Origin of the sequence: Paraburkholderia caffeinilytica (assembly GCF_051027425.1) — a bacterium.
Classification (GTDB): Bacteria; Pseudomonadota; Gammaproteobacteria; order Burkholderiales; family Burkholderiaceae; genus Paraburkholderia; species Paraburkholderia caffeinilytica_A.
This window is the reverse complement of record NZ_CP186552.1, coordinates 2,710,215-2,733,400: the sequence shown is the minus strand read 5'-3', so window position 1 is coordinate 2,733,400 and position 23,186 is coordinate 2,710,215. Positions and strand designations below refer to the sequence as shown.

Genomic DNA, 23,186 nt, shown 5'->3' with positions numbered 1-23,186 from the left:
CCGCATCAGCCGCCCGCCTAACTCGCCGACAGCGTGACGCGCGTCCAGAGTTTGTAGACGACGCCCCTGAGTTCGCTCGACCCGTGCAGCGATAACCCCAGATTCGCCGCCGCCATGACAAGCGCCGCGGCGATCAAGGTTGGCAACGCGGTGATCTCTTCGGAGAGCACCAGTGCGACGATCAGGAACGCGAGATGGACCAGCATATTGCGCACGATGGACCAGGCATGCAGTCGCGCGAACACCAGCAGCACGGCGTAGTCGAACAGCGACTTCATGACGACGACGACCCCCGCGCCCATGATCCCGTACCAGTGAATCCCGCACCATAGCGCGCCGGCAAACAAGGGCAGTTCGAGCCAGCTCACGCCGGCCACGTAGGCGGGGCTTGTCTGCGCCTGAATCAGAATGCCCAGAATGCCGCACTGGCCGCTCAGCCACACGCCCAGCACCAGCACGCCGGCGACCGGCGCCGCGGCCGCGAACGTCGGCCCCAGCCATAGCGTCAGAAATGGCTTGAGCGCGAACAGCGCGACGATCACGCAAGGCGTGAAAGCGCCGTTCAGAAAAGCGAGGGCGCTATGCGCCAGTGCGTCCGCATCGGCGCGCGAGACGGCGGACAGGCGCGGGAAGAGTGTGCGCACCATGGCGATCGGCAGCAGGTTCAGACGCGTGATGAGATTCTGCGGGGTCGCATAGTAAGTGACGAAACGCGCGCCCATCAGTGCGCCGACGAGCACCCGATCGAGTGTCGTCGCAATCATGTTGGCGCCGGAAAACATCAGCATCCAGCGGCCATAGCGAAAGAGTTCGGCCATCACGCGCCATTGCGGCATCCGTACACGGCGAATTCCGATTGCGCGGAACGCTGCCGCGCCGAGTAGCACGCCCGCTATGAGACGGGCCACGACCGCAGCCGGAATCACTACCGCGAGCGAAGGCGAGAAACAGAAGATCGCCGCCAGCGGCAGCAACTGGAACAGCGCCGTGCCCAGGGTCTGGTTGATATTGAAACTGGTGAAGCGTTCCACGCCGTTGATGGCGCCGGCGAAGACCCACGAGACGTTCGCGATCGGCACGGCCACCGCGATCCACGGCAGGCTCGCCATCACTTCGCGCTGAAAGGCGGGTTCGATCTTCACGCCGTGCGTGATGTAGATAAATGTGCCGAGGTACACCAGCAGGCCACCCACGATGCCGGTCCCGAGATTCATGAACCAGGCGCTCCAGAAAATGCATTCGATGGAGTCGTCTTTGGCGGCGCGCGCTTTCGAAATCTGATTTTCGGTGGCAAGACTCGTGCCGAGATCGAGCACGCTGAAGTAGCCGATGAGCGTCCACACCAGATTGATAACCCCATATCGCTCGGCGCCCATCAGGTGGATATAGGCGGGCACGGTGACGAGCGAGATGAAGGTCGGAGCGATCGCTCCTGCAAAATTGATGAAGATGTTCTTGACGATACTTCTTTCCATGGTGCGCTATCCGGCGGGTGGAGTCATTGAATGGTGTGATCGATCGTGGACGCTGTCGGTGTGCAGCCGCACCCAGCGGCGCGTTTGAAACGATGACGCCGGTCTGTCGCAGGTGTCGATATTGCACCTTCGCCCTTGACCGATGTGTGTGTGGCCGTACAGATAGCCGTGATCCGGCGGGGTTAAATGAAATCCGTTACGGTTTTCGGAGCACCCATGATTGAGATCGCGAACGAGGCCGGCCGGAGCCGTGACGGTGCGTTATCCGCGCGTCTGATTTCCATCTGCATTCCGACCTGCAATCGGCCCGCCTTGCTCGAACAGGCCCTCGACAGTTGCCTTGCGCAGACGTATGACGAGTTTGAAATCGTGATCGGCGACGACTCGAACGACGACAGCGCGCGGCATGTGGCGGAGCGTTGCCGTTTGCGCAGTTTGCGGCCGATCCCGATCCGCTATGAACGCAATCTGCCCCGGCTGGGACAGGCGGCCAACGTGAACCGGCTGTTTGCGCGCGCCCAGGGCGCGCGGCTCGTCCTGCTGCACGACGACGATCTGCTCGAGCCGAGCGCGCTGAGTTGTCTCGACGAATGCTGGCGCAAGCATCCCGAGTTGACCGCGGCGTTTGGCAAACAGCGTGTGATCGCCGATGACGGCACGCCGCGTCCGCAAGCCACCGAACGTCTGAATCGCGATTATCTGCGTGTGCCGGAACGCGCCGGCCGTCTGCCGGTGCCGGCGCTGGCGGGCATCGACCAGATGTTCCCGAACAACGGCTATCTGGTGGATACCCTGGCCGCGCGCCGGATCGCCTATCGCGCGGCGGCCGAGGTCGGTGAAGCGTGCGACTTCGATTTTGGCTTGCGGCTCAGTGTCGACGCTATCGCGATCTGTTTCGTGGATGCGTTCGTGTCGGTGTCGCGCGAAACGGCGCTGTCGATATCGACCCATGCGCTGCCGGCCATGCATGCGTTTGCGCAACTGCGCGCGAGCAGCGTGCCCGCGGCCGCGCAGGCCGCGCGCGAGGATGCGTTGCGGCGCGTCGCGCCACGCGCGGCATCCGCCTACGCGCGCGCCGGTGAGCCGGCGGCCGCATGGCGTGTGCTGCTGTCGCGGCACTACCCGATGCGCGACCGGCTGCGGGCGCGGTTTTTCTATCACGTGCTGCTCGCCACCCGGTCGGCCTTCGCTTCGCGCGCGGCGAATGGAAACTGACCAGCAACCGAACGGCAACCGAACGGCACGTCGACGCGGGTCGAATCGGCCGTCACGGCGCACAACGCGTCAAGCCGCATAAGCATCGTAGTCCGACCTAGTGTGGGTGGGCGTACAGATGAATCAGACGGTGTTTGTTGTAGTGATCAAAAGCGGAGTTGAACCGTTGAGGAGACTAGCGTGAGGCCAGTAGTGTTCGATGGCCGGTTCGGATGGCTGCATCCGGCAGAGGGGCGAAGCGGCGTGGTGCTGTGTTACCCGTTCGGGTACGACGCAGTGTGCACCTATCGCGGCATGCGCAGGCTGGCCGAGCGGCTTGCCGGGCGCGGTATGCCGGTGCTGCGGTTCGATTACTCGGGCACCGGCGATGCAGCGGGCGAGGCGAGCGAGCCTGGCCGTTGGCGCGCGTGGATCGACAGTATCAAGCAGGCCGTGGCGCTGCTGCGCGAAACCACCGGTGTCGAACGCGTGACGCTGTGCGGGCTGCGTCTTGGCGGCACGCTTGCGGCGCTGGCCGCTCAGGAACTCGGCGGCGTGGATGGTCTGGTGCTGCTGGCGCCGGTTTTGTCCGGCAAGAATTATCAACGCGAATTGCGTGCGCATTACCGCAAGTGGCTGCTGATGCCGGCCGCGATGGATTGCGAAGCCGAACCCGATACCGATGCATTCGTCGAAGCCTACGGTTTTCGTCTCTATGGCGACACGCTGGAGAGTTTGCGCGCGGTCGATCTGCAGCGCGACGCCATGCGCCCGGCCGGGCGCGTGCTGGTGCTCGATTCGTTGGACCCGGCGCGGGTCGACGCGCTGGTTGAGCATTATCGTGAGCAAGGCGTACAGGTGGAGCGGCAGTCGTTCGACGAATACGGCAAGTTCATGATGGAGGCGCTCGATAGCGAGATTCCGCAGGCGGCGTTTCAGTCGATTGAAAACTGGCTGGCAGGCGCCGCTGATAATTCTCCTACACTCGAACTTGAGCGCATGGCGTTGGCTGGCGACGCAGGGTCTCACGCCGATCAAATGACTGAGCGCAGGGCGGATCGCGTGTGCGACCCCAATTCGGGCCACCTTGTCGAGCCGGGCGTGATCGAAACGCCGGTGTGGATCGATGGCGGCAGGATGTTCGGCATCTACTGCACGCCCCAATCGCGCTCCGCCACCGCGCCCGCGGTGCTGATGCTGAATACCGGTGCCGTCTCGCGGATCGGCAATGCGCGACTTGGCGTGCGCTTTGCGCGACGTCTCGCGCGACAGGGGATCACGTCGCTGCGTGTCGACCTCGGTGGTTTGGGCGACAGCGAGCCGTCGCTGGATGCGGTGAGTCTCGATGCCCTGTATGCCCAGGCCGGCGCCGACGATGCCGCCTGTGCGGCGCGTTGGCTGACAGCGCAAGGACATCGCGGCGCGGTGCTGCTCGGCATCTGCGCGGGCGCTTTTGTCGGCTTGCATGCCGCGTCGCGTGAACCGGCGGTGATCGGCGCCGTGCTGGTCAATTTGCAGAAATTCACGTGGCAGAACATCTGCGATGAACACGGCAAACCGACTGTCCCCGTCGCGGTCTTCGGTTCGACGCGCAGTTATCTGCGTTCGATGTGCCAGCCACGCAAATGGCTTCGCGTAGTGCGAGGGCAGACCGGCGGCATGCCGGTCGCTCGCGAGCTTGCAGCGCGCTTCGCCGCCAGGTTGGGCACGGCGCTCGCCGACCGTGTCGAACGTATCAGCGGGGTCCAACTGGGATCGAGGGACGAGCAATGCCTCTTCACCGCGCTGCATGCGCGAGGCGTCGATACGCGTCTTCTATACGGTGTGCTGGACGAAGGTGTCGAAGAACTCGAACGCTACTTCGGTGTGCGTGGCCGACGGCTTCGGCGTTTCGGTCGGATTGGCGTGGCCTTTTGCGAGCGCACCGATCACGCAATTCTGTCGGCCCGTGCACAAGAAAACGTGATGTCGTACTTCGAGGACTTTTTCCGCAGCACCTTCGACGAAACCCGTCAGCCCGAGTCATCCGTTGGCGGCGAATTGCGCCGCGCAAGGCTCGACTGGCGCCATGCGCGCACCACGCAGTGGCTTCTAAAACGTGCGCGGGCACTTCGTCTATCAGGCGAAGCGTAACGAACGCATCGGGTTGCCGATCCAGTGCGCTTCCACTTTGATGGAGCAATGCAATGAACAGTCAATCCGAGTTGGACCGCATCAACCGTATCGCATGGAATTCGTCGGATGCGACCCGCGTATTCACGATCGAGAAAACATTTTCGGACCTTGGCGAACAGGCTGCGTTCGAGTGGCTCGCGCCGCGTTGTGCCGGTGAGCCGGTGCTGGATATCGGTGTCGGCACGGGCCGCACGATTCCGCTGATGACCGCGATCTCGAACGACTACACAGGCGTCGACTACACGCCGAAGCTGCTGGAGATCGCGAAATCGAGCTACCCCGAACGCGACTTGCGGCATATGGATGCGCGCGATATGTCAACGCTGCCGTCCGGGCATTACGGGCTGGTGGAGTTCAGCTGGAACGGCATCGACTGCGTCGACTATGGCGATCGCGTGAAGATTCTCAACGAGATGTATCGCGTGGTGCGGCCCGGCGGTTATGTCCTGTTTTCATCGCACAACCGCGGCGGCCCGGGCTACCGCGAGAACATCTGGCAATTGCTGCCGAAATTCACTTTCAATCCGCTCAAGCTCGGCTGGCGCACGCTGCGTTCGCTGCGGCGTTTTCAACTCGGCACGTTGAACTATGTGCGCCACGTGAAGCTGAATCACGACTACGGCGGCTACTCGGTGAAAACCGCGGCGGCGCACAACTTCGGCATTGTGATCGTTTATACGACGCTGGGTGAGCAGCGCCGGCAACTCGCGCAGGTCGGTTTTCTGAGCGAAGCGGTGTTCGGTAGTTGCGAAGGCAACCGCATTGCCGACGACGTGGAAGTCAGCGACACGTGGTGGTTTCACTTCATCGCGCGCAAACCGGTTGCCGCGGGCCCATTCGACTGACCGCCGCTGTTTGGGCGAAGACGGCGCAGCACGTACGCCGCATACAAAAAATATCAACAGACCAGATTGAACACTCACGGGAAGCGGACATGAATCGCATCGTTGAACCAGGCAATCCGCTCGCGTCGACTGCGGGTGTTACCGGAAAGACCGCGTGTTTGCCGGTCCAGCCGGTGATTCTCGCCGGCGGTTCCGGCACACGGCTATGGCCGTTGTCACGCGAGCGCAATCCGAAACAACTGATCGGACTGATGGGTGACGAATCGCTGCTCGAAGCGACGCTGCGCCGGCTCGACCTTGCGTTCGCCAGGACGGCGGATAGCGCGACGGCGGCCGGGATGCCGGCAGACACGCCGGTGAGCATGGCCGCGCCACTTGTGGTCTGTTGCGAGGACCTGCGCCTGCAAACGCTCGAATGTCTCGAACGGTGCGGCCGGCCGGTGCGGATGGTGCTCGAACCGGTGCCGTGCAACACCGCGCCGGCGCTGACCGTGGCCGCGTTGACCGCGCGCGCAGGCGCCGCGGCCGGGGACGATCCGATTATCGTCGCGTTGCCGGCGGATCATCTGATTGCCGATCATGCAGCTTTTGGCGCGGCGCTCACGCAGGCGATTTCTCACGCCGCGCGCGGTGCGATCGTGACACTCGGCGTGCCGCCGCAACGCGCGGAAACCGGCTATGGCTATATCCGCACGGGTAGGGCGCTCGGCGTGCACGGGGCGCGTGCAATCGAACGCTTCGTCGAAAAGCCCGATGCGGAACTCGCCGAGCGCTATGTGGCTTCCGGCGAGTACTGGTGGAACAGCGGCATGTTCGTGGTGCGCGCCTCGGTGTGGCTTGCGGCGATCGAGCTTTGCCGGCCCGCGATCGCGGCGGCTTGCGCGGAAGCTTTCGAGCATGCCGCCGTGGATGGCGACGGCGCGCTGCATCTTGCACGTGAGGCGTTCGCCGCGTGTCCTTCCGATTCGATCGACTATGCAGTGATGGAGCGCGTCGCCACCGACGCACGCCTCGTCGGCGTCGCCGTACCGCTGGTCGCGGGCTGGTCGGATGTGGGCGCGTGGGATTCGGTATGGGAGGCGTCCGGCAAAGATACCCGCGGCAACGTCGCGCGTGGCCGGGTGATGTTCGAAGATTCGGCCGATAGCTTCGCGCATTCGGAGGGGCGCCTCGTCGCCTGTGTCGGCGTGAGCGGCGTGGTGGTGGTCGAGACCGCCGACGCGGTGCTGGTCGCCTCGAAAGATCGCGTGCAGGACGTCAAGGCGATCGTGAACCGGCTGAAGGCGGAGCAGGGCACGGAGGCGCAGGAGCATCGCAAGGTCGGCCGGCCGTGGGGGTTTTACGACTCGCTCGAGCGCGGCGAGCGCTTCCAGGTGAAGCGCATTGTTGTCAAACCGGGCGGGCGCCTGTCGTTGCAGATGCATCACCATCGCGCGGAGCATTGGATCGTGGTGCGCGGTACGGCACGTGTCACGCGCGGCGCGGAGTGCTTCCTCCTTTCGGAGAACCAGTCGACGTATATTCCGCTCGGCGTCACGCACCGGCTCGAAAATCCGGGCAAGACGCCGCTTGAAGTGATCGAGGTGCAATCAGGCGGCTATCTCGGCGAAGACGACATTGTGCGCTTCGACGATCAATACGGCCGCGACCAGGAGAGCGGCCATGCAGGCGCGGGTACGTCACATTGACGAGCGGCAGGAGGCTGAGGCCGCGGCATGGCAAGCGCCGGTGGCTTGCGCGGCCGGCGGCCGCAGCGATGCCGGAGCCGGCGCGGCCGGGCTCGACGCGCGAGGCGCGGGCGCTTTCGACGAGCGCCGCTTCCGCCATGCGCTGGGGCGTTTCGCTACCGGCGTCGTGGTGATTTCGACCGGCAGTGGCGACGGCATGCACGCCATGACCGCCAACGCCTTCATGTCCGGCTCGCTCAAGCCGCCGCTGATCGTCGTGTCGGTCGGACACCGCGCGCGCATGCACGAGCGTCTGATGACCAGCGCGAGGTTCGGCGTGAGCGTGTTGTCCGATGCCCAGGAATCCCATAGCCGCCACTTCGCCGGCGAGCCGCAGAGCCGGCTTGCGCCGCGCTTCGCGCCGGTGGACGGTTTGCCGGACGTGGTGCTGCTCGAACACGCTGCGGCCCGTTTCGCGGCGCGCATGGTGGACCGGCATCCGTGCGGCGACCACACGCTCTTTGTCGGCGAAGTGCTGGTGTTTTCGCTCGACGAACACGCGCCGCTGATCTTTTTTGGCGGGCGCTATGCGTCGGTGGCCGAACCGCTTTGAGACGCCGTTTGCAATCCAGCTCGGAACGCCGCCCCCAAACGCCGCTCGTGCCTGGCGCCTGCGACAGCGGTGAGCGCATCGAGTTTTCTTTCAATTCGCCCGCGTTCTTTACATTTGAAGGCTAACGATGCCCGACGCCGGCAGCGCCGTATCGTCTCGCCGGTCTTTTCTGCGCCCGCTCCGCGCTGCTTCAGCGGGTCAAACAGCGGAAGAAACAGCGGGTGAAAATCAGACAATTCGATTCGCTACGTGCGTCTTCGCACGATGCAAATCTGGCTGGACAGGCACGCTTGAGACGCAAGCTTATGGCCCGTCAAAACATGCGGCGTTACACGGACGAAACAATTCTTCAGAGGGATAACCCTCTCAGGACGTTTCCCAACTGGCGCAACCGTTTCGAAGCTAGCAACGTATCGTAAAAGAACCAATACGCATCGATAAAACGACACACCAGGGCTGCTTGATCAACAGGCTACGCGGGGAAACACCGCTTCGGGGAGAGTGTCATGGAACAGGCAAACAAGGATCGATCGCTGGTCAGCAAGGTCATGGACGGACTTGTGACCGGCATCGTCGAAGAGAAGTACGGCGCCATCCTGCCGCCGCAGGATGTGCTGTCGAAGGAGTTCGACGTCAGCCGCACCGTCATGCGCGAGGCGCTGTCGATGTTGCTCGCGCGCGACATGCTGGACGTGCGGCCCAAGATCGGCACGCGCATCCGGCCGATGAGCGATTGGCGCATGATCGACGAGGACGTCGTGAACTGGCGTTTTCGCGCGAAGCCCGATCCGCTGTTTCTGCGCGACGTGATCGAGTTTCGCCTCCTGATCGAACCGCGTGCCTCGGCGCAGGCGGCGGCGCGGGGCAGTGCGGCCGACATCGCGGCGATTCGCGAGGCGTTCGAGGCGTTCCGCGTGATCCAGCCCGGCGAGCCCGGCTATCAGGCGGCCGACGAGCTGTTCCACGCGCGCATCGTGGTGGCGAGCGGCAATCAGTTCTTCAAGCAGATGGCGGCGATCATTCGCGGCGCGCTGTCGACCGTCAACCCGATCGTCAACCGGAACGACGGGGCGTGGGACAAGGCGGTGAGCACGCATCAGCGGGTGGTCGAGGCGATCGAACGGCACGATCCGAAGGAAGCGGAAATCGCCTCGCTGGCGATGATCGACTACACGACGGAAGAGATCAGCGGCAGCTTTACGTCGGAGCCGCCGGTGCGCGGTTGAGCGCGGCCGCTATGGCGGCAACCGGGGGCCTTCCTGCGAGGACCTTGCATAACGAACGGCGCGACAGCATGCCTGCGCATGCGCGCGCGGCTTGCGTCACAATAGCGCCTGTTCTGAACTGCACGGACTCGAAGGAACGATGACAATCGCAATGCAAGGAGCCCCCGCGGACGGCATGATCCGCTGGGGGATCGTCGGGACGGGCCGTATTGCCCGTCGCTTTGCTCAGGGACTCGCCCATGTGCCGAAGGCGCAACTGACCGCGCTGTGGTCTCGCCGCGCCGAACCGGCCATGGCGTTCGCCGAAGAATTCGGCGGCGAGGTGTGCGCGAGTTTCGACGCGCTGCTCGCGAGCGGTATCGACGCGCTTTATATCGCCACCGTCCAGGACAGTCACGCCGATTACGCGATCGCCGCGCTCAACGCCGGTCTGCATGTGCTGTGCGAAAAACCCGCCACCATCAACAAGCCGCAACTCGAGCGTGTGCTCGAGGCCGCGCTCGCCAGGCAACGGCTTTTCATGGAAGCCATGAAGCCGCCGTTCTATCCGCTCTACAGAAAGTTGCGCGCCCATCTGGAGGCCGAGCCGATCGGCGCGGTGGGTCTCGTGCGCGCCGGCTGTTCGGTGCCGGGTGTGCCGGACGATCATCCGTCGCTGTCGTTCGAACACGCGGGCGGCGCGCTGCTCGATATCGGCGTCTACGAGATGTTTCTCGCGGTCGACTGGCTCGGTGCGCCGCGTGAAGTGCAGACGCTCGGGCGGCTCGGCGCAACCGGCGTCGATACGTTCGCGAGCCTGAACAGCCGGCATGAGCGTGGCATCGCCCAGCTGTTTTGCGGACTCGATCTGCACGGCAAGGGCGACGCATTGCTGATGGCTACGCATGGCCATGTCACGATTCATGAACCCTGGTGGAATCCGGCGCGCGCGACGATCCGGTACACCGACGGTCGCGTGGTCGAGCTCGACGAGCCGTTCGAAGGCGGCGGCCTGAACTACGAGACCGCGCATTTCTGCGAGCTGATTCGAGCGGGGCAGATCGAGAGCCCGCTGATGCCGCACAGTAAATCGCTGCAGATGATCGAAATGGCCGATGCCGCGCGCGCCGCGTTGGGGCTTAAGTTCGCGGGAGAGTGAAGGCCGTTGCCGCGGTACTTCGAGCGGCGATGGTACGATTTGCGCGGGCGTGCGGACTCGAATAAAAAGGGCCCGCACACTCGGAATTCTCGATCACCTTCCACTGGAGCCGCCTGCGATGCGCATGCTTGGAAAACTGTGGCGCGACAACAAGAGCCTCGTCGCCTTTCTGTTCCTGATGGTGCTGTTCCGCAGCGCCGTGGCCGACTGGAACGTCGTGCCGAGCGGTTCGATGTTGCCGACAATCCGTGAAGGCGACCGGATTTTCGTCGACAAGATGGCCTACGATCTGCGCGTGCCACTCACCCATATCACGATCGCGCACCTGCACGATCCGCAGCGCGGCGATATCGTCACGATCGATTCCTCGGCGGCGCATGAGCTGATCGTCAAGCGTCTGATCGGCCTGCCCGGCGACAGCGTCGCCATGCGCGACAATGTGCTGTACGTGAACGGCGTGCGCGCGGATTACCGGCCGCTGCACCTGAAGCCGCTGCCGGGCGATGCCGCGTCTCCTGGCGACTATCTGACCGAGCGCTTCGACGGCGTGACGCATTCGGTGCGGCTGGCGCCCGATGCGCCGAGTCCGCGCAATTCGTTCGGGCCGGTGATCGTGCCGCCAGGCGAGTATCTGATGCTTGGCGACAATCGCGACAACAGTGCCGACTCACGTTATTTCGGCTTCTTTCCGCGCAAGGAACTGATGGGCCGCACGCGTCACGTCGCGTATTCGCTCGACCCGGATCACTACTACAAACCGCGTTTCGATCGCTTCGGCGCGCCGCTGGATAAGGCTCCTTTGACCGCCAGCCGGTAGGCGGCCGACGGGTGAATCAGCGGAGTAGAGTGAAGAGGGGTGTTAAACGAGAGGCCGGGCGGCCCGCTCAGTGGTGTGCTCAGTGGTGTGCTCAGTGGCGCGCCGGCAGCGCGAGGCGTTTTTCATACCAGTGCTGCACCCACTCGAGCACCTGACACAGCACCCAGTAGACTGCGGCTGCCGCGAGGTACAGCGGCAGCGGCTGATAGGTCGACGCGATGATCTCCTGCGCGCTGCGCAGCAATTCGGTCACGGTAATCACCGACACCAGCGACGTGTCCTTGATCAGACTGATCAGGCTGTTCGACAGACTCGGCACGGCAATGCGCAAGGCTTGCGGCGCGATCACATAGCGCAGCGTCTGACGCCGCGAGAGTCCCAGGCTATAGGCGGCCAGCCACTGGCCGCTGGGAATGCCGAGAATCGCGCCGCGCATGCTCTCCGACAGATACGCCGCCACGTTGGCCGACAACGCGATCACGCCAGCGGGCGTGGGGTCGAGCGAAATGCCGAGACTCGGCAGGCCGTAATAGATCACGAAGATCTGCACCAGCAGCGGCGTGCCGCGGAACAGGCTGACATACACGCGTGCGATCCAGTTCAGCACGCGGTTGTGGCTGATGCCCATCACCGCGAGCACGGCGCCGGCCAGGAGGCCGAAGATCATCGACAGGACCGCGAACTTGACCGTCAGGACGGCGCCCTGTGCGAGCACAGGAAGCGATTGGACGAGCAGGGAAGTGGTGGACATGAGCGGGGGCTGGTTAGCGCGGCAAAGCGCACATCATAAACTTTGGCGGGCGTTGAGGCAGAGGCCGCCGCGAGACTTCGCCCGCGGCTGAAACCGCACCTCGACACATAAGCTGGGCAAAACCGGACGCAGCGGAAAGCTCCGCTGCAAAGACGAAGGGCGGCATCGCCGACGATGCCGCCCTTCGTTTTATCTGAGGCGCGTTACTTGATCGGCTTGCTGACGTCGATACCGAACCATTTGTCCGAGATCTTCGAGAACGTGCCGTCCGCTTCGAGTTGGGTCATCGCGTCGTCGATCGCCTTGGCGAACTTCGGATTGCCCTTCCTGAACGGAATGCCCGACGGATTGCCCGTACCGACCGTCGCGCCGGTGCGCAGCGGCAGTTGCGAGTTCTTCATCAGATACGCGAGCATCAGACGGTCGTTCAGCGCCGCGTCCAGACGGCCGGCGGCCAGATCGCGCAGGTATTCAGGCGCGCCCGGATACGTCTTCACGTCGATGCCCGGCACCGACTTCGCCATGTCCATGTAGTTCGTGCCCAGACCGACGCCGAGCTTCTTGCCCTTCAGATCGTCGAGCGATTTGAACTGGCGCGTGTCGTCCTTACGCTGGATCAGTTGCGCGGCCGAGTACGTGTAGGCCGGCGAGAAGTCGAGTGCCTGCTTGCGCGCGTCCGTAATGCCGACCTGGTTCACGATCACGTCGAACTTGTTTGCCTGCAGACCGGCGATGATGCCGCTCCACTCGGTCGTGACGAATTCCGGCTTCACGCCGAGCTTGGCCGCAACCGCCTTGGCGATGTCGACGTCGTAGCCGACCAACTCGCCCGAGGGCGCTTTCGAATTGAACGGCGGGAAGGTGCCTTCCAGACCGATGCGCAGCGTGCCGCGTTGCTTGACCTGGTCGAGCAGGTCGTCCGCGTGGGCGGCGACAGCGGTGAACGACGCGCCGATCAGGCCGGCGACGAGCATCTTTTTCAGCAAGCCAAATTTCATCGTGTTCCTTTTTTTGTTCGTCTGGCGTTTTAACAGACGAAAGCATAACAAAACAGACTATCGAAACCTAAATACCGTTTGTTTATGTCTATATTACTGATGCGGATTGGGTGAGGCTTAGCCTCGACGCAGCGCCTGCGCGCATTCGGCCACCAGCGCCGGTCCGCGATAGATGAAGCCGGTATAGAGCTGCACCAGCGAAGCGCCCGCCGCGAGCTTGGCGCGCGCATCTTCGCCCGAAAAAATCCCGCCCACGCCGATGATCGGCACCGTTTCGCCGACTTCGGCGCGCAGCTTGCGGATTACTTCGTTCGAGGCGTCGAACACCGGCTTGCCCGACAGGCCACCGGCCTCGTCGCCGTATTGCATGCCGGCGACGGCGGTGCGCGAGAGCGTGGTGTTGGTGGCGATCACGCCTTCGAACCGGTGGCGCAATAGCGTATCGGCGATCGATTTGATCTGTTCGTCGTCGAGGTCCGGCGCGATCTTCAGCGCGAGCGGCACCAGCTTGCCGTGCAGGTCGGCGAGACGCTGCTGCTTGTCCTTGAGCGCGGCGAGCAGCGCGTCGAGTTCGCCCGCGCCTTGCAACTGGCGCAGATTCTTCGTATTCGGCGACGAGATGTTGACCGTCACGTAGCTCGCGAACGGATACACGCGTTCGAGGCAGTAGAGATAGTCTTCGGCGGCGCGCTCGATCGGCGTGTCGGCATTCTTGCCGATGTTCAGCCCAAGAATGCCGCGATAGCGCGCGGCCTGCACGTTCTTGACGAACTGGTCGACGCCCGCGTTGTTGAAGCCCATCCGGTTGATCACGGCGTTCGCCTGCGGCAGGCGGAACATGCGCGGGCGCGGATTGCCCGGCTGCGCCCGCGGCGTGACCGTGCCCACTTCGATGAAACCGAAGCCGAGCGCCGCCAGACCGTCGATGCACGCGCCGTCCTTGTCGAGCCCCGCGGCAAGCCCGACCGGGTTCCTGAACGTCAGCCCCATCACGGTGCGTGGCGAATCCGGCACGCGTGGCGCGAGCGCGCTCGCAAGGCCGGTGCGGCCCGCGGCGCCGAGCATGCGCAAAGTCAGGTGGTGAGCGTCTTCCGCGTCCATGCGAAAGAGTTGGGCGCGTACGAGCGGGTAGAGGGAACTGAACACGGGACGAAGCCGGGCGGCCGGAAAATGGGAACCCGCTATTTTACCGGCTTTAGGACATTAATGAGACTAACGGGTAGAGACGTGAAAGCGCGGGCCGTGTGGGTCTGCAAGATCGGACATGGCGCGTGCGCCGTAGACGTGTGCCGAGGCGGGCAGCGCTTGTTGGGTGCGGCCTCGCGTGCCGGTATGGCGGAACTGGCGCCGGCCTCGAATCGTCACGGCCGCAGCGGCCCGCGCCTGCCCTGAATCGCCTGATCGAACGGTGGCAGATCGATGCTGGCGGGATCGAGCACCTTCCATGCGCCGTCGATCAAGCCTTCGAGCGGCCGGAAATTCGCCTTGTACGCCATCTTCGGACTCTCGCGAATCCAGTAACCGAGGTACACGTAGGGCAGCTTGAGGCTCTTCGCCTGCTCGATCTGCCAGTAGATGTTGTAGGTGCCGAAGCTGGCGTGCTTCACACCCGGCTCGAAGAACGTATAGACCGACGAGAGCCCGTCACCGAGGATGTCGATCATGCTGATCATGCGCAGAATGCCGGGTGCGTCCGGATGATCCGGCTGCGGCTCGCGGAATTCGACCAGTCGCGAATTGATCCGGCTTTGCAGCAGAAACTGTTCGTACTGGTCGCGGCTGTCGCGGTCCATGCCGCCGCCGGCATGCCGTGCCGATTGATAGCGCATATAGAGCGCGTAGTGCTCTTCGTCGTAGTGCAGTGGGGCGACCGTGGCGATCAGTTCGCCGTGCTTTTTCCAGACCCGGCGCTGCGTGCGGTTCGCTTCGAAATGATCGACCGGTACGCGCACCGGCACGCAGGCGCGGCAGCCATCGCAATACGGGCGGTAGGTGAACACGCCCGAACGGCGGAAGCCGGCTTTGACGAGGTCGGTATAGACGTCGGAGTTGATCAGATGGCTGGGTGTGGCGACTTGCGAACGCGCGATGCGTCCATCCAGATAACTGCAGGGATAGGGCGCCGTTGCATAAAATTGCAGCGCGGAAAGCGGAGAAAGAGGCAGCTCGTTGGGATGAGTCACGTTGGCAGCTCTCGAAGCGTCTCTGGTATTGCAGTCTCTGGTATTGCAAACCCGGCGCCTTGCGGTTTGAAACCCGCGGCTCGTGATCCGCGGCTCGGTAGGCGACGGATCCGGATTCGGCCTGATTCTTCCTACGCCGCCGGCGCGACGACATCGCGCAGGACGGTTTTGTCGAAGCGCCAGGGAATCGGCGGCGCGTCGACCGACGTGCGAACATGCGCGATGAACGCTTTGCGTGCGATCTCGCGGCCGCCCAGCGACGCCAGATGCGACGTGTTCTGCTGGCAGTCTATCATTTCTATTTCATGACGGCGCAAGTGTCCGACAAGCGCGGCCAGCGCCATTTTCGACGCGTCGGTGACCTCCGCGAACATCGATTCGCCGAAGAACATCCGGCCGAAAGACACCCCGTACAAACCGCCTACGCGCTTGCCTTCGAACCAGGTTTCGATGCTGTGCGCATCGCCCACCCGATGCAGCGACGAATATGCTTCGACCACGTCGGCGGTGATCCACGTGCCGCGCTGGCCGCGCCGCGGCGCCTGCGCACAGGCGCGCATCACGGCGGCGAAATCATGGTCGACGCGGATTTCCCACGCGTCCTCGCGCAGCACGCGCTTGAGCGTTTTGCGCAGCGACGGCGACAGTTTGAATTCGGCGGGGCGCAGGATCATGCGCGGATCGGGGCTCCACCACAGTACCGGCTGGCCGTCCGAGTACCACGGGAAGATGCCGCGCCGGTAGGCGTCGATCAGTCGCGACGGCAGCAGGTCGCCGCTGGCGGCGAGCAGGCCGGGTGCGCCGCTGGCCGCGCCGAGCGCGCGCTCGACGGAGGGAAACGGATCGTCAGGTCCGAGCCAGGGCACCATGCGCGCTGCTCAACCTTCGCGCAGTGAACGGAAGATGTCGCCCGTATGCAGCCCGAAGCTGCCGGCGGCACGGTCGGCGAAAAAGAAACGCAAGGTCTGGCCGACGGTTGGGAAGGCGATCTCGTCCCACGGAATCTCGTGTTCCTCGAAGAGTTTCACTTCGAGGCTTTCCTCGCCGGCTTCGATGTCGAGATCGAGCAGACGCGCCATGTAGAACAGGTGCACCTGATGCACGTGCGGCACATTCAGCAGCGAGAACAGGCTTTGCACCTCGACGCGCGCGCCGGCTTCCTCCAGCGTTTCGCGCGAAGCCGCTTCGGCGGTGGTTTCACCCATTTCCATGAAACCTGCCGGCAGCGTCCAGTAGCCGTAGCGCGGTTCGATCGCGCGACGGCACAGCAGCACCTTGTCGTCCCAGACCGGGACGGTGCCGACCACGTTGCGCGGATTCTGATAATGCACCGTGCCGCAACTTCCGCATACGAAGCGCTCGCGGTTGTCACCCGGCGGAATGCTCAGGCTGACGCCGTGGCCGCAGACAGAACAGAATTTCATAGGAAGGGGACGAGAAAGGGTGATGGGAGTTTATCACTGGGCCGGGGTTTTCTGAGGTCCGGTAAAGGCGGCACGCCGGTGTTGGTGTGAAGGCAGTGGCGCGTGTCGCGCGCCGGGCCCGGCGCGGACGATTGTGACTTAGGCCGATTGGCTAACGCTGGCGCTTCGGCAGCCGATTCGACACTACGTGAGTTAGGATTGCTACCAGATTGATGCGTGGGAATGGGTGCGTGTGCGTTTGCGTATGTGTTTGGTGTGTAGCTGACCGCGGGGAAAGAGCAGAGCGCAGAACACGCACTACAACGGAAAAAGAGAGCGAGGCAGAAAACAAAAAAGGCCTGCCGGTTGGGCAAGCCTTGATGTTGTATCGACGTTTCGAACCGAATGAATTACTTGGTTGCGGGGGTAGGATTTGAACCTACGACCTTCGGGTTATGAGCCCGACGAGCTGCCAGACTGCTCCACCCCGCGTCCGTCGAAGAAAAGATTATAGAACAAAGCGGCAGGCAACGCAATAGCCGTTTAAGAAACTGCTTCAATGCGTGCCAATGCGGAGTGATCTTGCAACGGAATCACAACGCGTGGCGGCCTCCAAAGTCGCGGCACGCATCGCCGGCGTCGCATACCGGCAGGCCCTCGTAAAACGCTACGCTAGAATTCAGGTTCTCTTTGTCTCTTCGCAGCGCCGGGATGCATGTGCAACGGCCTGCGCTTCACTTCTCACCTTGCTCTGAACTCCATGGATATCGCTCACGACCTACAGGTAATTGCCGCTCAGGAACAGGCGCTGGTGTTCCCGCAATTCGACGCCGACCGCGCATGGCAGGTCGGTGCCTATCTGCACGAAGTCGCCAAAGCGCGCGGCATCGCCGCCGCCATCGACGTGCGCACGTTCGGTCAACCGCTGTTCTTCAGCTTGCTCGGCGGAGCGACACCGGACAACGTCGACTGGGCGCGTCGCAAGGGCAACACGGTCGCGCATTTTCGGCGCAGCTCGTACGCGATCGGTTTGAAGATGCAGCAGGCGGGCAGCACGCTCGCCGACAAGCACGGCTTGCCGGTCACGGAATATGCGTCGCATGGCGGCGCTTTTCCGTTGACGGTAGCGGGCGCAGGCGTGATCGGCTCGATCACGGTATCCGGTTTGCCGCAGCGTGCGGATCACGAGATGGTGGTGGAAGCGCTGTGCGCGCACCTGGGTCACGACTACAGCAAGCTCGCGCTTGCAAAGGCCTGAGGCGATGCGGGTGCCTCCCTATGCACTGCTCGCCATTGCGATCGTCGCGGAAGTCATTGCGACTTCCGCCATGCGGGCCTCGGAAGGTTTTTCGCGGCTGGTGCCCGCAGCCGTTGTGGTGATCGGCTACGGCATCGCGTTCTATTGCCTGTCGCTCACGCTGAAAACCATTCCGGTGGGCATCGTCTACGCGGTCTGGTCCGGCGCCGGCATCGTGCTGATTACGCTGGTCGCGGTGGTGATGTACCGGCAAGTGCCTGATGTGCCGGCCATTATCGGGCTCGGGCTGATCATTGCCGGTGTTGCCGTATTGAACGTTTTCTCGAAGATGCAGGCGCACTGAACGTTCACTGAGTGTTCACCGGGCGTTACTTGCAGCGCACGATCATCGAACGGTTTTTCACGTTGGCCGAAACCACGTTCGTGACGCTGCCGCCCGCCGCACCGCCTTCGTCATTGTCTTTCGACACGATGTCGTAGCCGGTCGCGCCGCATGCCTTGCCGGCCTGCACGTAGCAGGAGGCCCAACTGGACGCGGCGTCGGCGCCGCTGCAGTTCACTGCAAAACCCGTTTGTCCGTTCGGCAGATTGATCAGCGAGGTAGTGTTCGACGATGCGCAACCGGCGAGGCCTGCGCCCAGCAGCACCGCGACGGGCAGGGCGGCAGACAGGGACGCCCTGCGGACTAGCGCAAGCGCGGCGCTGCTGGGTCGAAAGCGGCTGGAGCGGCGCAGTTGCGTCATGAAATGCATCGTGATGTTTCCTTTCAAATAGGGTTCGAGACTCGCCACGCAAACCGGCAATGTGCCCGCAGGACTAAGGCGTTTCGATTGTGATGCCCGCCGCGCTCACCAGCCGGCGGCTTTCTGCGCCGTTTTCGGTAGCCGCGTCTTCCCAGATGCTGATGGCTTTCGGAATGTCGATGCCGTGGCTTTCGGCGTAAGCAAACCATTTGGTTGCCGCATCGGGCTCAGCCAGTTCGTGGTTCTGCAGAAAATATTTTCCCATATTGTGCTCGCTGGACTTGAAACGGCGTCATTGCTTCAGCACAGATCGTGCCGGTGAACGGGTTCGACCGAAGCACATGGCACAAGTGCCATTGGGCTTGCAGAACTTATCGGCTCGAAGCGCGCCTTACTGACTTGTCTGCCGCGAACGCATGCGTGTGAACCCTCCACGTGGTGGCGCCGATAAATTGCAAACGAGGAGAAAGAACATGGCTGAGCGAGTCAGCGACCCTTATCGCGGCTATTACATCAGCGCTGCCGCGCGCCTTGTACCGGCAGTGGGTGCATCGGCGCCGGCCGTCAGCGCTGCAAGCGGTACGTATGTCGGTTCGGTGAGTCTCGCCGAACGGGGTCCTGACGATCCGCACCGGATGGAAACCTTGCTCGAACTCGGCGACGAGCAGCGCTTCGGCAGCGAAGAGCAAGCGCTGGCCTTCGTCGAACAGGCCGCGCGCGACTATATCGACCGCCTGCTCGGAGGCGCCTGATGGCGTCGCGCGACATCGGGCAGGAGAGCGAAGGAGGCTGGACCGCGGTCCAGGTGCGCGAGTACCATATCGGGCATGTCCGGGGGCGGCCGGTTCTCGCCGGTGTCCCTGTCCTGCCGGATCCTTCTGATGAGGCGGCCATCATGGAAATTCGGTTTCCCGCGGATGCGCCTGCTTACCGCGACTCCAATCTGACGGTTGTGTTTCCCGCGCTCGTGGACGGCGAACCGGTGCCATGCGCGATCTCGGTCGAGGCGCTCGAGGATCACTTCGGTGCGTACTCCGAGAATCTCGAAGGCTGGATGCGCGCGTTCGACGCGGGGCGTCCGCGCATCGAGGCGGTGGCGCGCGAACATTTGCAGATCAGTAATGGCACGCCCGTGCTGCTCAAGAGCGGCCATTTTCCGCCAGGCAACATCGCGGCCTGATCCGGTCCATTTGCCGATACGCCGATACGCCGATTCGCCGATTCGCCGATTCGCCGATTCGCGGACACGTGGTTCACCCATCCCCACTTGCGAAAGCAACCCGCAGTCAGGTTGTTTTCGCTGCGTCCCGATGCGTGTCCGCACTCGCCGATGCCGCTGCGCGCGCGGATTCGAATGCATGCCGGATGCCGTTTTCGTACGACGTTTTGCTGATCGGTCCGATCAGCTTCGTCAATGCGGAGTCGTCGAGTACAACCGGCTCCGTTATCAGGTAATTCATCTCCACCAGTTCCCGCATCAACGGATTGAAAAGACCGAGCATGCGCAGCATGGTCTTACCAGCCACCATCAGCTTCGGCTCGCGGCCCGCCAGCGCGTAGGCCTGCCTGACCACTTCACGCTGTGTGATCGTGCCCGTGCCGGCGAGGTGCCACCAGCGGCCGTAAGCTTCAGGTGTACGCGTGAGTTTCTCGACCACCGGTCCGATATCCGGCAGATAAATGAACTCGTGCGGCACGTCCACCGGCCCGAGTACCTGCGCGCGCTTGCCGTGCGCCGCGCCCTCGAAGACACCGTTCAGCAGACTGCGTTCGATGCCGGGCCCGTAGAAATCCGGCAGGCGCAGCACCAGCGTCGACAAGCGGGCTGACCCGCTTGCGCGCCCGTGTGCTGCCAGCACCAGGTTTTCCTGCGCGAGACGCATCTTGCCTTTGAACGTATGGGGTTCACGCGGATGATCTTCGCTAATCGGATTGCCGCGCGCGCGGCCGTACGGATACACGGTACCGATCAGAATGAAGCGTTCGACGCCCGCTGCCGTTACACCGGCGAGGGTTTTTTCCATGAGCGGTGGATGGGCGGCGAACTGATCGTAAGGCACGCCCACCAGATAGATCACGGTCTGCAAATCCGCTGCCGCCGCGCTGATCGAAGCCGGGTCGTCAGGATTCCAGGTGACGATTTCCGCATGCGGGTCGTGACCGAAGGCCGCCTCGAGCGGCGCGCGCGAGCGGCCGACCACCCGGTAATCCCGGCCCGCCGCGCTCAGCGCAGCCGCGATGACTTGACCTGCCGCGCCCGCGGCACCGAATAAACCCACTTTCCCGGTGGCTTCCATGACGACTCCTGAAGGCGCGCAATATCGCGCCTGATGATGATTGTGTGATCGGTGAGAATTTAATGAACGATGTTCAGTAAACGGTGTTCAGTTTAATTTGACTTTTCAGTTTGTCAACCCGAAAATGTGGCTCATGGGAATCGTCGAACGAAAAAACCGTCAGAAACAGGCGCTGCGCGAGCGCATCCTCGATGCAGCGCGGCGTATCGTGATACGCGAAGGCTTTGCCGCGCTGTCAATGCGCAAGATTGCCGACGCCATCGAGTATTCGCCCGCCACGCTGTACCTTCATTTCGCGAGCCGCGATGAGATCGTGCAAGCCTTATGCGCCGAAGGGTATGCGCAATTGCTGGCGACGTTCGTGCCGCTGGCGCAGATCGCCGATCCGGCTGAGCGCCTGAAGGCCCTTGGGCGTGCTTATGTGGCATTCGGTGTCGCGCATCCGGAAACCTACCGGCTGATCTTCATGGAAGACCCGAGCTACACGGGCGCGGCGCTGGGCGGCGTGGCTGCTGCGTCGGTGGCTGCGGTCGCGGAAGTGGATACGGATACGGGGGCGATCGCGGCGGCGGTTGCGGCCGGCGAAGCGGAGGCGGTCGCGGCGGCTGAGACAGCGGTTGCGGGATCCGCCGCGTCCGCCAAAGCGGGCCTCGCCCCGCCGAAATCGGACGACGATCCCGACGCCGCCGCATTGCACATCATGATTTCCGCGCTCGAAGAATTGAAAGCCACGGGGCGTCTTGCCGCATCGACGGACTTGACCGTGTGGGCGGAGGCGTTCTGGGCGAACCTGCACGGCATTGTCGCGCTTAACCTTACATGCCCCGTGTTTCCGACCGCGCCGCTGGATACGGTGCTGGGTGTCGCACTGGATGCCTGGCTGGGTACGCAAGACGCCGGCCAACCGGCGGGTGTCGCGAATACGTCCGCCGCGCGCAAAAAAAAGTCCGCGAAAGCACAGGTTGAAGCGCACGTCGAGCCGGGCGAATCGCCGGCGGTGGCTGGCGGTAAGCCGGCTGCCCAGGCGTCCCAGCCATCCGCCTCGTCAGGCAAAAAGTCCACGAAGCGATCGGGATCATCGGCCATTCAACCCGCTGACGCGGACACTCAACCTGTCGTCAAACTCGCCACCAGGCCCAAAGCCACGAGTGCGTGATAACGTTCAGTTCCGATTCTTTTCGCGCCATCGCGCTTAGCTCTCCATGTCCATTTCCGCCTCGCCCGCCGTCAGCGACGAAGTCGCGACCTACGTAGCCAATCGCATCGGTTTCATTGAACTGGAAAGGCCGAAGGCGCTCAACGCGCTGTCGACCGGTATGATCCGCGCGATGCACGCGGCGCTCGATCAGTGGCGCGAAGATCCCGACGTACTCGCCGTGGTGGTGCGCAGCCAGCATCCGCGCGCATTCTGCGCGGGGGGCGATATCCGGTTTCTGTACGAGTCGGCGCAGCGTGGCGAGCACGCCGCGCGCGATACGTTTTTCACTGAGGAATACCGGCTCAATCACGCGATCTTCACCTACCCGAAGCCGTATATCGCCCTGATGAACGGCGTCGTGATGGGCGGCGGGATGGGGATTTCGCAGGGCGCGCATCGTACCGGCGGCCTGCGGGTGGTGACGAACTCGACGAAAATGGCGATGCCCGAGACCCGCATCGGGCTCTTTCCCGACGTCGGCGCGAGCTGGTTTCTGGCGCGCACGCCGGGCGCGCTCGGCCGCTATCTGGCGGTCACCGGCGAGACGATCGGCGCTGCCGATGCACTCTATGCAGGTCTCGCCGATGCCTATATCGACGACGCGGCATTGCCCGCGCTAGTCGATACGTTGCGCACCGAATTGTTCGAACGCGGGGCAGACGTCGTGGCGTGCATCGAGCGCGAGGCCGCCGCCCATCAGGTCGTGCCGCAAGCCGATGCTTCGCCGCTCGCGAGCATACGTGCGTTGATCGACCGGCATTTCGCGCTGCCCGACGTGGCGCGGATTCTCGCTTCGCTGGAGCAGGAGCATGATGGCGAGGCTGCCGATTGGGCCGAGCAGACGATTGCCGTGTTGCGCGAACGTTCGCCGTTGTCGATGGCCGTGTCGCTGGAAGTGGTGACGCGCGCGGAGGGTTCGATGGAGGATGTGCTGCGCGGCGATCTCGATCTGACGCGCACGTGCTTCGCGCAGGGCGATACGATCGAAGGGATTCGCGCGCGCATTATCGACAAGGACAACGCGCCGCGCTGGCGTTTTGCGCGCATCGAAGACGTGAGCGCCGGCGATGTGGCGAAGATGTTCGAAAGCCCGTGGCCGGCAAACGAACACCCGTTGCGCGATCTGCGCGGTTAAGCGAGCCTGGGCAACGGCGATAACAGCAGCAGAAGCGATGCCGATCCGGCGGACCGCCGGATCACCGGCT

At 63.5% G+C, this 23,186-nt stretch carries 24 protein-coding genes and 1 tRNA gene; 14 read left to right on the top strand and 11 right to left on the bottom strand.

Annotated elements, in window-relative coordinates; all coding sequences use genetic code 11:
* Positions 1–17 precede the first annotated feature (17 nt).
* Positions 18–1,475 carry an oligosaccharide flippase family protein gene (locus ACOSV0_RS12020; RefSeq protein WP_434106406.1) on the bottom strand — a complete coding sequence of 486 codons (1,458 nt, stop codon included), beginning with the start codon at positions 1,473–1,475 and terminating at the stop codon, positions 18–20.
* A gap of 216 nt (positions 1,476–1,691) precedes the next feature.
* On the opposite strand from ACOSV0_RS12020, the gene ACOSV0_RS12015 reads away from it, so the two are divergent.
* The 8 genes from ACOSV0_RS12015 (at position 1,692) to lepB (ending at position 11,150) form a co-directional block, all read left to right on the top strand.
* On the top strand, positions 1,692–2,690 hold the full coding sequence (locus ACOSV0_RS12015; protein WP_434106405.1) for a glycosyltransferase family 2 protein: 999 nt from the start codon (positions 1,692–1,694) through the stop codon (positions 2,688–2,690).
* Between the two features lie 180 nt (positions 2,691–2,870).
* Positions 2,871–4,802, top strand: a complete 1,932-nt coding sequence (locus ACOSV0_RS12010; protein WP_434106404.1) for a serine aminopeptidase domain-containing protein — start codon at positions 2,871–2,873, stop codon at positions 4,800–4,802.
* A gap of 53 nt (positions 4,803–4,855) precedes the next feature.
* The gene (locus ACOSV0_RS12005; RefSeq protein ID WP_434106403.1) at positions 4,856–5,689 is read left to right on the top strand and encodes a class I SAM-dependent methyltransferase; all 834 of its coding nucleotides are present in this window, start codon (positions 4,856–4,858) and stop codon (positions 5,687–5,689) included.
* An 89-nt stretch (positions 5,690–5,778) separates the two neighbouring features.
* Entirely contained in the window at positions 5,779–7,377 is a 1,599-nt protein-coding gene (locus ACOSV0_RS12000; RefSeq protein ID WP_434106402.1) for a mannose-1-phosphate guanylyltransferase/mannose-6-phosphate isomerase, read from the top strand.
* Positions 7,352–7,969 carry a flavin reductase family protein gene (locus ACOSV0_RS11995; protein ID WP_434106401.1) on the top strand — a complete coding sequence of 206 codons (618 nt, stop codon included), beginning with the start codon at positions 7,352–7,354 and terminating at the stop codon, positions 7,967–7,969. Before ACOSV0_RS12000 ends, ACOSV0_RS11995 begins: the two co-directional genes overlap by 26 nt.
* Positions 7,970–8,475: 506 nt before the next feature.
* On the top strand, positions 8,476–9,195 hold the full coding sequence (locus ACOSV0_RS11990; RefSeq protein ID WP_434106400.1) for a FadR/GntR family transcriptional regulator: 720 nt from the start codon (positions 8,476–8,478) through the stop codon (positions 9,193–9,195).
* Between the two features lie 151 nt (positions 9,196–9,346).
* Entirely contained in the window at positions 9,347–10,333 is a 987-nt protein-coding gene (locus tag ACOSV0_RS11985) for a Gfo/Idh/MocA family protein (protein WP_434106399.1), read from the top strand.
* Positions 10,334–10,451: 118 nt separating this feature from the next.
* On the top strand, positions 10,452–11,150 hold the full coding sequence (gene lepB, locus ACOSV0_RS11980; protein ID WP_434106398.1) for a signal peptidase I: 699 nt from the start codon (positions 10,452–10,454) through the stop codon (positions 11,148–11,150).
* Positions 11,151–11,241: 91 nt separating this feature from the next.
* Here the strand turns inward: lepB and ACOSV0_RS11975 are convergent, their stop codons facing one another.
* The 7 genes from ACOSV0_RS11975 to ACOSV0_RS11945 form a co-directional block, all read right to left on the bottom strand.
* Positions 11,242–11,901, bottom strand: a complete 660-nt coding sequence (locus ACOSV0_RS11975; RefSeq protein ID WP_434106397.1) for an amino acid ABC transporter permease — start codon at positions 11,899–11,901, stop codon at positions 11,242–11,244.
* Between the two features lie 203 nt (positions 11,902–12,104).
* A complete protein-coding gene (locus ACOSV0_RS11970) occupies positions 12,105–12,899 on the bottom strand; it encodes a cystine ABC transporter substrate-binding protein (RefSeq protein WP_434106396.1) in 795 nt (264 codons plus the stop codon).
* A 117-nt stretch (positions 12,900–13,016) separates the two neighbouring features.
* Entirely contained in the window at positions 13,017–14,000 is a 984-nt protein-coding gene (locus tag ACOSV0_RS11965) for a quinone-dependent dihydroorotate dehydrogenase (protein WP_434110255.1), read from the bottom strand.
* A gap of 260 nt (positions 14,001–14,260) precedes the next feature.
* Positions 14,261–15,082: an arginyltransferase gene (locus ACOSV0_RS11960; protein WP_434106395.1), complete on the bottom strand. Its 822-nt coding sequence runs from the start codon at positions 15,080–15,082 to the stop codon at positions 14,261–14,263.
* A gap of 131 nt (positions 15,083–15,213) precedes the next feature.
* Complete coding sequence (gene aat / locus ACOSV0_RS11955) at positions 15,214–15,951, bottom strand: leucyl/phenylalanyl-tRNA--protein transferase (RefSeq protein WP_434106394.1); 738 nt, start codon at positions 15,949–15,951, stop codon at positions 15,214–15,216.
* A 9-nt stretch (positions 15,952–15,960) separates the two neighbouring features.
* Positions 15,961–16,506 carry an NUDIX hydrolase gene (locus tag ACOSV0_RS11950; RefSeq protein ID WP_434106393.1) on the bottom strand — a complete coding sequence of 182 codons (546 nt, stop codon included), beginning with the start codon at positions 16,504–16,506 and terminating at the stop codon, positions 15,961–15,963.
* 394 nt (positions 16,507–16,900) lie between these two features.
* A tRNA-Met gene (locus ACOSV0_RS11945) sits at positions 16,901–16,977 on the bottom strand.
* Between the two features lie 268 nt (positions 16,978–17,245).
* Here ACOSV0_RS11945 and ACOSV0_RS11940 point away from each other — a divergent pair.
* Entirely contained in the window at positions 17,246–17,743 is a 498-nt protein-coding gene (locus ACOSV0_RS11940) for a heme-degrading domain-containing protein (protein WP_434106392.1), read from the top strand.
* A 10-nt stretch (positions 17,744–17,753) separates the two neighbouring features.
* Positions 17,754–18,086: a DMT family transporter gene (locus ACOSV0_RS11935; RefSeq protein WP_434106391.1), complete on the top strand. Its 333-nt coding sequence runs from the start codon at positions 17,754–17,756 to the stop codon at positions 18,084–18,086.
* Positions 18,087–18,111: 25 nt separating this feature from the next.
* On the opposite strand, the gene ACOSV0_RS11930 is transcribed toward ACOSV0_RS11935, so the two are convergent.
* Positions 18,112–18,495 carry a hypothetical protein gene (locus ACOSV0_RS11930; protein WP_434106390.1) on the bottom strand — a complete coding sequence of 128 codons (384 nt, stop codon included), beginning with the start codon at positions 18,493–18,495 and terminating at the stop codon, positions 18,112–18,114.
* Positions 18,496–18,559: 64 nt separating this feature from the next.
* On the bottom strand, positions 18,560–18,751 hold the full coding sequence (locus ACOSV0_RS11925; RefSeq protein ID WP_434106389.1) for a hypothetical protein: 192 nt from the start codon (positions 18,749–18,751) through the stop codon (positions 18,560–18,562).
* Between the two features lie 208 nt (positions 18,752–18,959).
* Here ACOSV0_RS11925 and ACOSV0_RS11920 point away from each other — a divergent pair, with 208 nt between their 5' ends.
* Both ACOSV0_RS11920 and ACOSV0_RS11915 read left to right on the top strand, forming a co-directional pair.
* Complete coding sequence (locus ACOSV0_RS11920) at positions 18,960–19,238, top strand: hypothetical protein (protein WP_434106388.1); 279 nt, start codon at positions 18,960–18,962, stop codon at positions 19,236–19,238.
* Positions 19,238–19,666 (top strand): DUF1488 domain-containing protein, encoded by a 429-nt coding sequence (locus ACOSV0_RS11915; RefSeq protein ID WP_434106387.1) that lies wholly within the window; start codon positions 19,238–19,240, stop codon positions 19,664–19,666. Before ACOSV0_RS11920 ends, ACOSV0_RS11915 begins: the two co-directional genes overlap by 1 nt.
* 106 nt (positions 19,667–19,772) lie before the next feature.
* On the opposite strand, the gene ACOSV0_RS11910 is transcribed toward ACOSV0_RS11915, so the two are convergent.
* Positions 19,773–20,783: an NAD-dependent epimerase/dehydratase family protein gene (locus ACOSV0_RS11910; RefSeq protein WP_434106386.1), complete on the bottom strand. Its 1,011-nt coding sequence runs from the start codon at positions 20,781–20,783 to the stop codon at positions 19,773–19,775.
* Positions 20,784–20,916: 133 nt separating this feature from the next.
* Here ACOSV0_RS11910 and ACOSV0_RS11905 point away from each other — a divergent pair, with 133 nt between their 5' ends.
* Both ACOSV0_RS11905 and ACOSV0_RS11900 read left to right on the top strand, forming a co-directional pair.
* Complete coding sequence (locus tag ACOSV0_RS11905; RefSeq protein WP_434106385.1) at positions 20,917–21,939, top strand: TetR/AcrR family transcriptional regulator; 1,023 nt, start codon at positions 20,917–20,919, stop codon at positions 21,937–21,939.
* Between the two features lie 46 nt (positions 21,940–21,985).
* Positions 21,986–23,116: an enoyl-CoA hydratase/isomerase family protein gene (locus ACOSV0_RS11900; RefSeq protein WP_434106384.1), complete on the top strand. Its 1,131-nt coding sequence runs from the start codon at positions 21,986–21,988 to the stop codon at positions 23,114–23,116.
* Positions 23,117–23,186: the final 70 nt, after the last annotated feature.